The following is a 13,945-nucleotide window of genomic DNA, read 5'->3' on the forward strand; positions in this document are numbered from 1 at the left end:
CTCAGGCTTCAGGGGTTATTTGTATCTGTGTGCCGATGTGCTGCACATCATCCAGATCAATCATGCCGGCAGCAGGCTGCAGAGCGCAAGCACTGCCGCAGGAAGAACCAAGACGCAGCATATCGACAAAGGAACCGCCGCGGCTGGCAGCAGTCACCATTCCGGCAGCCATGGCATCTCCGCTGCCCAGTGCACTGATAATCTGCAATTCTGGAACCCGAATGCGGTAAAAACGACCGCTTTCCCGTTCGGCAGCCACAGCGCCATCTGCTCCCAGAGAGATCGTCGCCATCGAGCTGCCTTGATCCAGCATCGCGGTTAACGCCTGCCGTAGCTGTTCTGGCGAAGGAGGCAGTCCGCCTGTGACAATACCCGCCCAGTCGCAAGCTTCCTGAGCATTAGGCTTGATCAGATCGGGTGCTGCTGCAATACCATGGTGCAGAGCTGCACCGCTGCTGTCGAGAGCGGTACGTGCTCCGGAGTCACGGGCAATACCGATCAGCCGGGCATACAGATCCTCCGGACATCCCTGCGGGAGACTGCCGGAGAACAGTACCCAGTCCGATTGGGAGGCCAGTGTCTCGAGCGTACGTGACAGCTGCTCGATCTGTACGGAAGTTACCAGCGGACCGGGCTCGATCAGCTCGGTCTGTGTCTGCTGCTGCTGTTCCAGAATCGTAATGGCCAGCCTTGTCTCGCCATCGGCTTCGGTGAACTGGCAGTCCACCTGTGCTCTTGCCAGCAGATGCTGCATTTTCTGCCCATTGTAACCGGCAGTGAAACCGGCCGCAGTTACCGGCTCTCCGAGCTGGCGAATGACCCGGGCGGCATTGACGCCTTTGCCTCCCGGCAGTGTCAGTCCCGGTACGCGGTGTACGTGGTTCATTTGCAAAGAAGGGATCTGGTAAATGATATCCAGTGCTGCATTAAGAGTTACAGTCGTAATCATAAAGCCACCGCCTTTTACCGGAAATTCGCAGACCGCTCGCAGTGTCTGCTCAGGAGATCAGCTTCAGCCCTACAGCCGAGGTGATGATCATCGCGATAAACAGAATGCGCCAGCCGCTTTTGGCTTCATTATACATAAGCATGCCGACAATTGCTCCCCCGACCGTACCAATGCCTGTCCATACGGCATAAGCAGTACCCATGGCGATCCCGTTCATGGCATAGGTCAGACAAGAAAAGCTGCCTGCAAATGCCAGTATCATCATAAGTACATTCAATACGGATTTCTGGCGTACCAGCCGGTTCATTGTAATAACACCGACGACTTCGAATCCTCCTGCAATAACAAGTGTCAACCAGTACATTACGCTTCACCTACCTTTGCCGGAGTCTTGCCTTCGTTATCGGTAACCAGCTTCAGTCCGATCACGCCTGCCATTAGCAGCAGAATCAGCAGCAGCTTGATCCACTGGAACGGTTCCCCGAAGATCAGCATCTCGGCGGCTACTGTTCCTCCGGTGCCGATACCGGTAAATACTGCATAGACTGTACCGACCGGTAGCCGGTTGGAAGCTTTGATAATCAGATAAAAACTAATTGCGATTCCTGCTGCTGTAAGTGCCCACTCGCCCGCCGTCTCGGCATGCTTGAGACCGGATACCCATACCACTTCAATCAATCCGCCAATAAATACATATAACCAGTTGCGATTCATGGTGTTTCTCATCCCCTTTATATTGCACATCCAGTGTGTCTTGAATAATAGTCCAGCCTGTTATTGTACTGCAGCCTGAATCCCGCGCCAGTATATCGGCCATGTAGAATTCAGCCGCTGCACCGAGCGATGGGACTGTCCGTACAGCATCTCGATAATGATACCGTCCGCACAGGTCATATAGGCCTGCGCTGCTGTCTCTGCAGAGATGCACAGCGACATTTCATTCTGTTCGATACTGCGCTCGATTAGCCGCGTCAGCCGGGCTTCCAGTACATCGAGCAGGTTGTAGATCAGCGGAGTCACAGCTTCCCGCAGATTCTCGGGAGAAAAGTAAGCCATGCGAACAACGAATTTTATCGTATCATCGCTGTTATACAACTCCTGTAGAAAAGAAATCGTATCGCGCAGCCTTTGCTCCGGCGGCTGATCACGATGGGCGATCATATAGCGCATAATCTGATGCTTGAGTGCTCTCGCCGCCCTATTTAGTACTTGGAGAAACAGATCTTCCTTACTTTTGAAATGCGCATAGATGGAGGGCTTCTTGATACCGGCTTCTGCCGCCAGTTTGGAGAGCGAAGCTCCTTCATAACCATCTTGGGCAAAATGGGACAGTCCAATATGCAGCAGCTGTGCCTTTACACTCATTCGATCACCTTCCTAACGGTCGTTAGTCTAACGTATTCTGCCACAATATGACTGAGATGTCAAACACGCCTGCTCCTCAATAGGAACAGGCGTGTTCAGTAGTTATAGTGAAGCCGGAAATAAATAGACCATACAGTGTCTACAATTATCTATGACCCTGTACATAAGTTGAAATAATAAACATTATCAGAAAGTGGTGAAGCCCAGAATCAGCTGCAGCCGGTAGGCGATATCCTTGATCCAGGTGCTATCTTCCTGATAGGCACTCAGCGGCAGGGTATATTGTTCTCCTTTATTGGTCCAAAGCATGGTAAAGTAGTCATTTACTTCTTTCATCAGTGCATTATCACCCGGAGCAGAGATCCACAGATCATTTTCCAGATTATAATCCTTGAGATTACGTGGGGTGAAATTGGATGATCCGCCGATAATCAGATCATTGCCTGAACCGCTGTCGATATACATCAGCTTGGTATGATATTGCTCTTCGGTCGTATTGTACCAGCGGACGCCGATTTTGCCACCGGTCTCGCTGTTAAGTTCGGCAGCGACCGGGCGATTGGGAATACCGATTTTATCCTGGCCAAAAGCATTCTGGTTCGGATCGAGTACCAACTGGATCTTCACGCCTCGTTTGGAGGCGTTCACTAGTTCGCTCGTTACCTGCTTGTCTGCCAGATAGAACATGCCCATCCACAGGGTATCTCCTTCACGGGTAGTCTGAATCGCTTCCAGCAGGCGATCATAAACTTTGCCCTCGGTAATATAGCGGAGCTGAATATCTCCTTTGTCGGTTGTAGCGGATGTAGAGGCATCCGGTCCGGTATTGCTGGCGGCATTGCTACTGGCAGTAGCTGGCTGCGCCTTATCTTCATATTCCGGCAATTTTACATTGCTGCCCGACAGATCGATGACTGCCTGCTCTGCCCGCAGCAGATCGGCTGTAATCGGACCCTGTACTTCAAAGGCAACATTGGAATGATATGCACTCGCATCATGAATATTACCGGTGGAGACAAGTGCACTGTTCTCGGTAATAACCGCTTTGCGGTGATTGGCTTTGACGTTCATCAATTTGAGATACGAACGGAACGTCACATCAGGACCGGACGTTGCCATCGCATTGGGAATATGACCATTGCCTTCCTGACCAAACCACTGGAAAAAGGTGCGCCATACCGCCGAGTAAACTGGCGTGGAATCACGCAGCGGGTCCACATCGGTCATAATGACATCGATGCCGTTTTTCTTCATTTTTTCCAATAGTGGATTGGGGCTGGAGTTATAATCCGTATTCACTTCGTCCGTAATAAATACAATTTGCAGATCGGGTACCTGCTGCTTGCGCTGAATCAGCTTGTTGGTGAGCTGTTCGCTGATCTGGGGATACTGTTGCCCTTTATGTACGTAATTGTTGAACAGAAACATATCGATTACGATGTAGTTTTTGGCTTCACCGATCATTTTGACGATACGGTCGTAGATTTGCCTTTTCTGGGTAAAGCTGTTTTTGGTACCAGGGGCAGCATAGGTCAGATCATAGTAGAAATTCACATGATCCACATTATAAAGCGGGCTTTCATAGGATACACCTGGGGGAAGAGGTTTGTGGGTCTGGTAGATCATGACTACGATCAGCCAGAGAATTAGCAATCCCAGCAAGGAACGCAGGGAGATGACACGCCAGCTGGATCGCTGTTTGCCTCGTCCCGAAGCGTGGATAGGCGGAGTATGTTTGGAAAATGCTTTCATGCGCATTGAAGCTCCTTTCAAGATAGAAAACGGTCGAAAAATGAATCATGTCACGTATGTATCCATATAACAACAAAACATGCTTTTTGACGCATGGTAAATATATGCAAATCAACAGGTGATTAAAAAGAATAAAATTTAATTTTGTAAAATCTGTGACGTATGGTTGCAAAGGGGGTATCGCACGTTTATATATAGGTAATAGGTATCTATTGTTGTTACACGTAATACCTGAATAACGCTATCACAGAGGAAAAAGGGGATGTAATGAAAGCAGTTCAATCTACCCGCAAAGCAGTTATTGTCGGAGCAGGTCCCGGAGGACTCGCAGCAGGTATGCTGCTGGCCAGTCACGGGTATGAGGTAGACGTGTATGAGAAGCAGCCTGTTGTAGGCGGGCGCTCTTCACGGTTGCACCTGGGGGAATACCAGTTTGACCGCGGGGCTACATTTTTGATGATGCCTCATCTGATCGAAGAATTATTTGAGATGTCCGGCCGTTCGTTGGATAGCTATGTAGATATGCAGGAACTGACACCGCTATATAGCCTGCATTTTGGCGATATGGTATTCAAGCCTTCCCGGGATCGTGAGGACACGGCAGCACAGATTGCCCGTCTGTTCCCCGGTGATGAGCAGGGATATTACCGCTATCTGGAAGAAGAAGATGTGAAACTGGATAAAGTGATGCCTTTGCTGCGCCGTCCTTTTGCCGGTTTGGCTGATTATATGCGTGCAGATGTGATTCGTGCGCTGCCCAAGCTGCATTTGAATGACACGGTCTATGGACGTCTATCCCGCTATTTCAAGGATGAGCGGCTCAAGCAGGCATTTACCTTCCAATCCAAATATCTGGGAATGTCCGCATGGGAATGTCCGGGTACATTTACCATTCTGTCTTATCTGGAGCATCGCTATGGTCTTTTTCATCCCAAAGGCGGTTTGAACTCCGTATTTGAAGCGATGGCAAAGGTAATCTCCGAACATGGTGGACGCGTACATACTTCCAGAGGGGTACAGCGTGTGATTACACAGGGACGCAAGGCTACCGGAGTAGTGCTGGATAATGGAGAGCAGGTGAATGCCGATCATGTAGTGATCAATGCCGATTTTGCTACAGCGATGAATCAGCTGTTCGAACCCGGTGTACTGCGTAAATATGCACCTGAGCAGCTCGCACAGAAAAAATATTCCTGTTCGGCTGCCATGCTCTATCTGGGTATTGATGGTGCAGTGGATCTGGAACACCATTCTGTACATTTCTCTGCCGATTATCATAAAAATGTCGACGAGATCACCAAGTTCAAAACGTTATCCGAAGATCCATCGATCTATGTACACAATCCTTCGGTACTGGATGATACACTCGCTCCGGCAGGCAAGTCGGCATTATACATTCTGATGCCTACTCCGAATCTGACCGGCGAGACCGACTGGGAAGCGAAGCGTGAGCAGGTTAAGGAACAGATGCTGAACCGTGCCGAACAGATTCCGCAGCTGCAGGGACTGCGCGACCGGATCGAGGAGATGAGTTTCTTCACTCCGCTGGATTGGGAGCAGCAGCTGGATGTGTATCAGGGGGCTACTTTTAACCTGACTCATAATCTGGGACAAATGATGGCTTTCCGTCCGCATAACCAGTTTGAAGAAGTGGATGGTGTATGGCTGGTTGGCGGAGGCACACATCCGGGCAGTGGACTGCCGACGATTTTTGAATCGGCGCGAATCAGCACATCGCTGATCTTCAAGCAGGATGGGGTTACACGTTCTACCAAAATGGATGCCGGATCGGTACTGGCCGGGGCGGAACATTCATGAGCCGCCGCAAGAAAATCGCCATCGTCGGTGGTGGTATCGGCGGATTGACAGCAGCGCTGTTACTCAGCCACCGCGATGCGGATGTAACGATATTTGAGCGAAGCGATCGACTCGGCGGACGAATTGCCTTTGAAGAAGAGGGTGATCAGCGTATCGATCAGGGACCGACGATTGTACTGCTGCCGGAGATGCTATACAGCATTCTGGAAGAAGCAGGCATCAGCCGCGAACGGTTACCGCTAATCGAATGTGACCCGCTGTACCGGATTCATTATCCGGATGGCAAAGTGTTGGCCAAGCATCGTCAGCCGGAACGTCAGGCAGAGGAAGTAGAGCGGGTATTTCCCGGAGAAGGCAAGAATTTTGAGCGGTTTATCCGTGAAATGAGTCCCCTTTTCCCGCGTGGACAGGCTTCTTTTTTGGAAAGGGACTTTCCAGCCTGGCAGCAATTTTTTAGCGGAAGCAATCTGTCGCTGATGCGCAGTCTGCGCGCTTATCGCAATCTGAGCAGTGCAGCCGGTATGTATTTTCGGCACCAACAGCTGCGTGAAGCGTATTCCCTACAGAGTCTGTATATTGGCGGGATTCCCGAGAAGACGCCGGGTTTGTATACGATGCTGCCTTATGCGGAACATGCTTTTGGCGTCTGGATGCTGAAGGGTGGATATGGCAGACTGCCGCAGATTCTCGGTGAAGAGTTGGCAGAGCGTGGTGTAACGGTCCACCTGAATTGCCCGGTAGACGAAATCGAAGTGCGCCATGGTGTCTGTCTGGGTGTACAGGCCAGTGGAGAGAAGCAGGCATTTGATGCCGTGTTGTATAATGGAGACTTCCCTTATATTAATTCGCTGCTATCTAATAGTGAGCCGCCCATCAAGCCGCGGCGTACACCTTATCAGCCGTCGACCGGATGTGTGCTGATCTATGCAGGTGTACAGCGTCAATGGTCGGAGATGCTGACACATCAATTTTTCCTGCCGGATAGTCTGAACAACAGTCTGCGTGAGACATTCCGGAAGCGCCAGCTGCCGCGTGATCCGTCCTTTTATGTATTCAATCCGGTAGCACTGGATAGCGAGGCGGCTCCTGCAGGTGAGAGTGTATTGTACTTTTTGATACCGGTGACGGATGAAGCGGGGATTGATTGGGAAAAGGATACCGACCGGCTTGTTCAGCAAGTGCTCGATTCTGCTGAAGAGAGAGGATTTACCGGACTGCGCGATTCCCTTAAATGGATGAGGGTACGCACACCTGCCGATGCACTGCGCAGCGGATTATATGGAGGCGGAAGTTTTGGTATTGCACCGATTCTTCGACAGTCCGGAGTATATCGTCCTCAGCCACGGCCGTTTCCCGGAATACGCCGATTATATGCAGCCGGAGCTTCTGTGCATCCTGGCGGCGGTGTACCGATTGTGATGCAGGGCGCAAGAATGGCTGTACAGCAAATTGTAAAGGAGTTGGGAATTTGAAATATGCAAGTGAAGCAGATCTGCAGAGCTGCGAGGAAATGATCCGTCATGGCTCGTCGTCGTTTTATTACGCTTTTAGCTGGCTTACCAGTCCCCAGAAGGAAGCGGTTCATGTCATCTATGCCTTTTGCCGGATGATTGATGACAGTGTGGATGAACCGGAACAATCCCTTTATACGATTCAGGAGCTGCAATCCCTGTTTGCCAATCTGGAACAGGCGGAAGGACACTTTATTTGGCCTTCTTTACGCTGGCTGTTTGAGGCATTTCCGTCTTTGTCACGGGCACCGTTTCAGCGGCAGATGGATGGGCAGACGTATGATCTGACGTTTACACGATATTCCACGATGCGCGAGCTGGAACATTATTGTTATCTGGTAGCGGGTACGGTGGGCGAGATGCTGCTGCCTGTACTAAAGGGAGAGCACAGCGAAGAGATTCGTCATTCCGGCATTGCGCTGGGTAAAGCGATGCAGATAGTAAATATTATGCGTGATATTGGCGAAGACGGCCGCAGAGGTCGCCGTTATATACCGCTGGAGCTGCTGAGCAAGCATGGATATACCGAAGAGGAGCTGGAGAACGGTGTGATCGATGATCGTTTTCGTGCCCTGATGGATGAGCTGCGTCTGCTGGCGGAACAGTGGTTTGCGACAGGTCTTGGCGATTTGCAAGCCTATCCAGAACGAAGCGCATTTACTGTAGAACTGGCAGCGACATTCTATGCAGGTATTATGGATGTGATTGTCGAGAATGAATATGATGTGTTTTCCCGGCGTGCCTATGTGGATGACACACGCAAGCGTGAGCTGCTGATCCAGGTGGCTATACGGCATGGCGTCGATCTGGAAATGCTGGAACGGCCTGCCGTCTCCTGATGGGCTGGCTATTCTGGATCTGGTATGCGATCGGCGCTACCCTGCTGTTAACGATTGATGTACCCAAGGCGCTGGACTTTTCCAATGGACTCTTTTTGGTGTTTTATGCGCTGTATGCTCTGTATCTGATGAAGCGCCAAGAGGTCTATTGGCAACTGTCCGACCAGTCAGTCAGTGGCAGCGTACATAAAAAATGGCTGCGTCTGCTGCTGCTGGCTCTTCTGATTTGGCTGGGGGGTATGTCTCTGGAATGGATCGGTGTACATACCGGCTGGCCATTTGGAGAGTACGAATATACGCCGCTACTCGGCAGTCTGATTTTCGGAGTGCCATGGACTCTGGGTTTTGCCTGGATTGGTGTAGTAGCAGGCGGTGCATTGCTTAGCAGCGCACGGATCGAGAGAGAGGGACAGGCACCTGCTGCAGTACGTACCTGGTCTGTACGTCTGCTGCGTGCAGTGAAAATCGGCGTCTGGATTATTATTCTGGATCTGGTGCTGGACCCGGTTGCCCATGCGCGCGGATTCTGGCACTGGGGCGGAACAGGTGGATTTTACGGAGTGCCATGGAGCAATTTTGTCGCGTGGTTTGTAGTGGGAGGGGTGCTTTCATTGACACTGCCAAACTTATTTATCACTCGCAAGGTACATCGGCATGCGACATTCCTGTACCAGGGCATGCTGCTGCTGTTTGGTTTGCTCGCCTGGAAAGCAGGCATCGAAGGCTCCATGTTGGCGGCTGTTCTTGGGATTCTGCTCGCAGAAGGGAGCTACCGATATGATACCCGCTCATAAATCGCCCTGGTTTGACCGGATTTTTATCCGGTATAACGAATGGTATCTGCTGCGCCGGAATTTTCATTCCTTTACCCTATCCGGAGAGCTGGACAGTATAGCTGCGAATCAGCCGGCCGTATACATTATGAATCATAGCTCCTGGTGGGATGGACTGCTGATCTATCATGCATTTCGCCATGCGTCGGCAGGTGATCATTATGTCATGATGGAGGAGCGTCAGCTGAGACGATATACTTTTTTTGGCAAGCTGGGTGCTTTTTCTATTGATAAAAGCAGTCCGGGTGATATTCGGTTGTCCCTGCGTTATGCCGCAGAACTCTTGAATCAGGGCAAACGGGTATGGATGTTTCCGCAGGGAGAAATACGTCATCTGGAAGAGCGGCCGCTGACTTTTCGGCCGGGAATTGGACTTCTGCTGCGGCAGACTGCTGGTTCCGTGCCGGTGATTCCGGTGACATTATATTACGGGTTGTACCAGCATGCCCGGCTGCAGGCTTCGCTACATATCGGTGCTCCTGTCTACCAGGACTGGAGCAGACTATCTGCCCGCGCCTGTGCCAGCCAGCTGGAGGAATTAATTACCAGCCAGCTGGATCAGCAGCGTGCCGTATCGCTGACGAACGATGGAGAACTGCCTGGAGCCAGAGATCTGATCCGGCGCAGAAGCTCTACGGATGACAAGTACGACCACTATCGCAGAATCAGGAAAAGGTGAACCTATGGAGCTTATGCTGCAGGCAATAACGCTCTGGCTGATAATACAGCTGCTGTTCACCATCTGGAATCTTCGGCAGATGCCGAAACTGGGCAACGAATTGCATTCATACGGATGGGAACAGCAGTATGATTGCAGCCAGCAGAACAGTAATATCGCTCACACTCATACATACAGCGATACCGTTACAGATTCTTCTCGTGCGGCAACTTCTTCCGCGAAGAGCATTAACTCTTCGTCCGAAGAAAAGCCGATGCTGTCTGTACTCATACCTGTGCGCAACGAAGAGGTTAATATCCGTGAATGCCTGGAATCGGTGCTGGCGTGCCGGACGGATAGCATCGAACTGGAAGTGCTCGTGATCAACGATCATTCCGAGGATGGAACCGCTGAAGAAGTGCGCCATGTGATAGAGCAGGATTCCCGTGTGCAGCTGTACGAAGGACAGCCGTTGCCGAAAGGGTGGATGGGCAAGTCTTATGCCTGTCACCAGCTGTCTCAGAAGGCGCAGGGAGAATGGTGGCTGTTTGTCGATGCGGACGTAAGGCTGGGACCGGAAGCGCTGGAGGCGGCAATGATTACTGCACGCTCCCAGCAGACCGGTATGATTAGCGGCTTTCCGCGAATGGAGACAGGTACCTGGCTGGAGCGTCTGGTTGTGCCCATGATGGCTTTTGTTATAGGGTATCATCTGCCGATCATGATGGTGCGGCGCAGCCCCCGTCCTTTTTATCTGGCGGTAACCGGAGCCTGGATGATGATTCACCGGAACAGCTATATACGCTGCGGGGGTCACAAGCATATTTTCAATCATATTGTTGAAGACATGGAATTGGCCAAAGCTGTCAAAAAAGCCGGTGATCCGGTGACACTGGCTGATGTGCAGCGTCATACATCGGCGCGGATGTATCGCAATGCCGCCCAGGTATGGGAAGGCTACAAAAAGAACATGTTTGCCGGTACCGGCCGCAATCCGCTGCTTGTACTGTGCATTACGGTGCTGTATACATTGCTGTTTCTCTGGCCGGTCATCATGCTGGTCTATGGTCTGGTTACGATACAGCCGGATGTGATCGGTTGGTCGGCTGCAGCTATCATTATCGGTATGCTGAGCAAAGGAATCATTGATCATCACAGCGGCAAGCCATTCTGGATGGGAGTGCTGCTGCCAGTCAGTGCGCTCTGTATGATCCTTATTTTGCTGGATTCATGGCTTGCCGGGATCAGAGGCAAAGGTTACAGCTGGAAAGGCAGGACGTACGGATGAATAGTAATTCACATTCTGGCAGCCGCAAAATAATTATTATCGGCGCCGGTTTTGGCGGATTGTCATGTGCGATTACACTGGCAGCCAGAGGGTATGAAGTAACGATACTGGAGAAGCAGTCTGTCGTAGGCGGCAAGCTGCAGCCGGTAGAGCGGTCAGGATATCATTTTGACCGCGGGCCGAGCACGATTACGATGCCGCATGTATTTCGCAGTGTGTTCGAATATGCGGGACGATCGATGGAAGATTATGTAGAGCTGTATGAACTGGAGCCGCGTACACGCAATATTTTTGCAGATGGTTCTATAGTTGATCTGAGCCGGGATGCATCTTATACCGCCCAGCAGATTGCTGCCTACAGTCCGGAAGATGCGATGAACTATCCACGTTTTCTGCAGGAATCCGAAGCGCTGTATAGAGAAGCGGATGCACAGTTTTTGAATACGCTGCTGCTGTCATGGAAAGACAAGATCAAGCCTTCCATGGGCAAAAGTCTGCTGCGTGTTCGTCCGCTTACCACCTTGCAAACCCTGCTGCGCAAGTATTTTCGTCATCCTAATACGCTGCTGCTGCTGGGACGATATGCGACATATGTAGGGGCTTCGCCGTATCAGGCACCTTCTATTTTTGCGATGCTCGCTCATGTAGAAGCGAATCAGGGAGTATATGGGGTACGCGGAGGAACCCACCAGATTATCCGCGGGATGGAGAAGCTGGCGTTGGAGCTTGGCGTACAGATCGTTACCGGTACAGCGGTCAATCGCATCATTACGGCTTCCGGCCGGGTAACCGGAGTAGACACGAACCACGGTACCTGGCAGGCACCGCTGGTGATTGTAAATGGAGATGTGCTCAGTGCCAGCCAGATGCTGCTGTCTGAACAGCAGCGTCCTTCTCTTGGGAATCGGCGGATTGATGCGTATGAGCCTTCCCTGTCGGGATTTGTGACACTGGCAGGCGTACAGCAGCAGTATGATCAGTTGCTGCATCATACCGTGTTTTTCCCCGAGCAGTATGAACCGGAATTTCAATCGATTTTTGGACAAAAGCAGCCGCCCCGGCAGCCTACGCTCTATATTTGCCATTCGGGCTACTCCGAGCCGGAGCTTGCGCCCAAGGGAGGCAGCAATTTGTTCATTCTGGCAAACGCGCCCTATGTATCGAAGGAGTGGAACTGGCAGGAGCAGAGTCAGCAGTATGGTCAGCAGATCGGCAGTATGCTCGAAGGCTACGGGTTAAAGGGAATTCGCCAGGGACCCGTCTGGGAACATTATACGCCCGAGGATATCCAGCGGGATACTTACGCCCATCGTGGTGCGATATACGGTATATCCTCCAATGGTCCGCGACAGACCTTTTTCCGACCGGGTAACCGAAGCCCGGATGTGCAGGGATTATGGTACGTAGGCGGTACCACGCATCCTGGCGGAGGCACACCAATAGTAACATTATCCGGGCAGCTTGTAGGACGGCATATTGCAGATATGTTATAGCCGATGAGTTATTAATTGGGGAGAGACGACAGGCTGGGGCTGACAGGTGGGAGTAGAGATATTGATTTTCTACCTAGTTTCTATGTTGCTTGTGCGAGGTATCTTTTATATTGTACATCGGTCACGTTCGATATACTGTTCATCGGTTGTACCCGATATACTACTCATCGGTCGTACCCGATATATTACTCATCGGGTATAAACAATCTTGTTTGGATTACTTTGGATTGCTGGTATATTTAAGTGAAGGGCTTACAGGATAAGCCAAATGAATACAAGGAAGTGACCGGCAATATGCAGACAGTCTGTAAGTATAGGGTTGTGGCAGGGCCGGTTTCAGGGAGGAGGGGCTCATGAATCAGGAGAACCCTATAGCAGGAAATATTTCGGATCGAAAAAGTGCACATGTGCGGCTCTGTCTGGAGGAAGATGTTGCTGGAGCAGGAATTACTTCGGGAATGGAGCAGTATCGGTTTCGGCATCAGGCACTGCCGGAGATCGATTTTGGCAGTATCGATCTTGGTACATCATTTTTGAATATTCCGATGTCTGCGCCGCTGTTGATTAGCTCTATGACAGGCGGTAGTGAGGCGACCGGACAGATTAACCGGCGTCTGGCCCAGGCTGCAGAGAGTCGCGGCTGGGCGATGGGACTCGGCTCGGTACGTGCAGCCATCGAACAGGATGAGCTGGCCAGTACATTCAACGTACGTCAGGAAGCTCCGACGATACCGGTAATTGCCAATCTGGGAGCTGTGCAGTTGAATTACGGATTCGGTATCGAGCAATGCAGACGTGCTGTGGAACTGGCAGAAGCGAGTGCGCTGGTACTGCATCTGAACAGTCTGCAGGAGGTTTTTCAGCCGGAGGGTAATGTGAACTTTGCGGGACTGTTATCCCGGATCGAACAGGTAGCCCGGCAGCTGGAAGTTCCGGTTGGTATCAAGGAAGTTGGCTGGGGCATTGATGGCAGTACGGCACGCCGTCTGACGGATGCTGGCGCAGCCTTTATCGATGTGGCAGGTGCAGGCGGAACGTCATGGAGCCAGGTGGAGAAATTCCGCAGCAGTGATCCGGTACGCCGCGATGCAGCGGAAGCTTTTGCCGGATGGGGTACACCAACGGCTGAATGTATACGCGATGTACGTGCAGAGCTGCCGAAGATTCCGCTGATCGGTAGCGGAGGACTTAGTCATGGCGTCGATGCTGCCAAAGCGATTGCGCTGGGTGCGGATCTGGCAGGATTTGGCCGCTCTCTGCTGGGCGCAGCAGTAGAATCGGTCGAAGCACTGGATCTGGTATTACAGCGTGTAGAATTCGAATTATCGGCTGCCATGTTTGGCGTAGGGGCTGCCAGTATAGATGAATTGCAGCAGACAGATCGTCTGTATCGACGCGAATAGCATCTTCCTATAACCGTGTAAGCCCGGAATCCTATC

Annotated in this window: 13 protein-coding genes; 8 read left to right on the forward strand and 5 right to left on the reverse strand. The window is 51.4% G+C overall.

Going from position 1 to position 13,945, the window contains the following annotated elements; translation table 11 throughout:
• Window position 1: 1 nt before the first annotated feature.
• The 5 genes from WH46_RS17180 to WH46_RS17200 form a co-directional block, all read right to left on the reverse strand.
• A complete protein-coding gene (locus WH46_RS17180; protein WP_046227643.1) occupies window positions 2–949 on the reverse strand; it encodes a 1-phosphofructokinase family hexose kinase in 948 nt (315 codons plus the stop codon).
• A 49-nt stretch (window positions 950–998) separates the two neighbouring features.
• Window positions 999–1,313 (reverse strand): DMT family transporter, encoded by a 315-nt coding sequence (locus tag WH46_RS17185; RefSeq protein ID WP_046227644.1) that lies wholly within the window; start codon window positions 1,311–1,313, stop codon window positions 999–1,001.
• Window positions 1,313–1,663 carry a DMT family transporter gene (locus WH46_RS17190; RefSeq protein ID WP_046227645.1) on the reverse strand — a complete coding sequence of 117 codons (351 nt, stop codon included), beginning with the start codon at window positions 1,661–1,663 and terminating at the stop codon, window positions 1,313–1,315. The genes WH46_RS17185 and WH46_RS17190 overlap by 1 nt, the downstream gene beginning before the upstream one ends.
• A 60-nt stretch (window positions 1,664–1,723) precedes the next feature.
• Entirely contained in the window at window positions 1,724–2,314 is a 591-nt protein-coding gene (locus WH46_RS17195) for a TetR/AcrR family transcriptional regulator (RefSeq protein ID WP_046227646.1), read from the reverse strand.
• Window positions 2,315–2,500: 186 nt separating this feature from the next.
• A complete protein-coding gene (locus WH46_RS17200; protein WP_046227647.1) occupies window positions 2,501–4,066 on the reverse strand; it encodes a phospholipase D family protein in 1,566 nt (521 codons plus the stop codon).
• A gap of 267 nt (window positions 4,067–4,333) precedes the next feature.
• Here WH46_RS17200 and WH46_RS17205 point away from each other — a divergent pair, with 267 nt between their 5' ends.
• From WH46_RS17205 to fni, 8 genes are all read left to right on the forward strand, one after another.
• Entirely contained in the window at window positions 4,334–5,884 is a 1,551-nt protein-coding gene (locus tag WH46_RS17205; RefSeq protein WP_046227648.1) for a phytoene desaturase family protein, read from the forward strand.
• On the forward strand, window positions 5,881–7,356 hold the full coding sequence (locus tag WH46_RS17210; RefSeq protein ID WP_046227649.1) for a phytoene desaturase family protein: 1,476 nt from the start codon (window positions 5,881–5,883) through the stop codon (window positions 7,354–7,356). The genes WH46_RS17205 and WH46_RS17210 overlap by 4 nt, the downstream gene beginning before the upstream one ends.
• The gene (locus WH46_RS17215) at window positions 7,353–8,234 is read left to right on the forward strand and encodes a phytoene/squalene synthase family protein (RefSeq protein WP_082208440.1); all 882 of its coding nucleotides are present in this window, start codon (window positions 7,353–7,355) and stop codon (window positions 8,232–8,234) included. The genes WH46_RS17210 and WH46_RS17215 overlap by 4 nt, the downstream gene beginning before the upstream one ends.
• Window positions 8,234–9,028 carry a carotenoid biosynthesis protein gene (locus WH46_RS17220; protein ID WP_046227650.1) on the forward strand — a complete coding sequence of 265 codons (795 nt, stop codon included), beginning with the start codon at window positions 8,234–8,236 and terminating at the stop codon, window positions 9,026–9,028. Before WH46_RS17215 ends, WH46_RS17220 begins: the two co-directional genes overlap by 1 nt.
• Window positions 9,012–9,746 carry a lysophospholipid acyltransferase family protein gene (locus WH46_RS17225; protein ID WP_046227651.1) on the forward strand — a complete coding sequence of 245 codons (735 nt, stop codon included), beginning with the start codon at window positions 9,012–9,014 and terminating at the stop codon, window positions 9,744–9,746. Before WH46_RS17220 ends, WH46_RS17225 begins: the two co-directional genes overlap by 17 nt.
• Window positions 9,706–11,013: a glycosyltransferase family 2 protein gene (locus WH46_RS17230; protein ID WP_082208441.1), complete on the forward strand. Its 1,308-nt coding sequence runs from the start codon at window positions 9,706–9,708 to the stop codon at window positions 11,011–11,013. Before WH46_RS17225 ends, WH46_RS17230 begins: the two co-directional genes overlap by 41 nt.
• Complete coding sequence (locus tag WH46_RS17235) at window positions 11,010–12,506, forward strand: phytoene desaturase family protein (RefSeq protein ID WP_046227653.1); 1,497 nt, start codon at window positions 11,010–11,012, stop codon at window positions 12,504–12,506. Before WH46_RS17230 ends, WH46_RS17235 begins: the two co-directional genes overlap by 4 nt.
• Window positions 12,507–12,859: 353 nt before the next feature.
• A complete protein-coding gene (gene fni, locus WH46_RS17240; protein WP_046227654.1) occupies window positions 12,860–13,909 on the forward strand; it encodes a type 2 isopentenyl-diphosphate Delta-isomerase in 1,050 nt (349 codons plus the stop codon).
• Window positions 13,910–13,945 lie beyond the last annotated feature (36 nt).

Source organism: Paenibacillus dauci (assembly GCF_000971985.1).
GTDB lineage: Bacteria > Bacillota > Bacilli > Paenibacillales > Paenibacillaceae > Saccharibacillus > Saccharibacillus dauci.

Coding starts and splice junctions, on each gene's coding strand:
- WH46_RS17180 (WP_046227643.1), bottom strand. CDS start 949: ATGATTACGACTGTAACTCTTAATGCAGCACTGGATATCATTTACCAG.
- WH46_RS17185 (WP_046227644.1), bottom strand. CDS start 1,313: ATGTACTGGTTGACACTTGTTATTGCAGGAGGATTCGAAGTCGTCGGT.
- WH46_RS17190 (WP_046227645.1), bottom strand. CDS start 1,663: ATGAATCGCAACTGGTTATATGTATTTATTGGCGGATTGATTGAAGTG.
- WH46_RS17195 (WP_046227646.1), bottom strand. CDS start 2,314: ATGAGTGTAAAGGCACAGCTGCTGCATATTGGACTGTCCCATTTTGCC.
- WH46_RS17200 (WP_046227647.1), bottom strand. CDS start 4,066: ATGAAAGCATTTTCCAAACATACTCCGCCTATCCACGCTTCGGGACGA.
- WH46_RS17205 (WP_046227648.1), top strand. CDS start 4,334: ATGAAAGCAGTTCAATCTACCCGCAAAGCAGTTATTGTCGGAGCAGGT.
- WH46_RS17210 (WP_046227649.1), top strand. CDS start 5,881: ATGAGCCGCCGCAAGAAAATCGCCATCGTCGGTGGTGGTATCGGCGGA.
- WH46_RS17220 (WP_046227650.1), top strand. CDS start 8,234: ATGGGCTGGCTATTCTGGATCTGGTATGCGATCGGCGCTACCCTGCTG.
- WH46_RS17225 (WP_046227651.1), top strand. CDS start 9,012: ATGATACCCGCTCATAAATCGCCCTGGTTTGACCGGATTTTTATCCGG.
- WH46_RS17230 (WP_082208441.1), top strand. CDS start 9,706: ATGACAAGTACGACCACTATCGCAGAATCAGGAAAAGGTGAACCTATG.
- WH46_RS17235 (WP_046227653.1), top strand. CDS start 11,010: ATGAATAGTAATTCACATTCTGGCAGCCGCAAAATAATTATTATCGGC.
- fni (WP_046227654.1), top strand. CDS start 12,860: ATGAATCAGGAGAACCCTATAGCAGGAAATATTTCGGATCGAAAAAGT.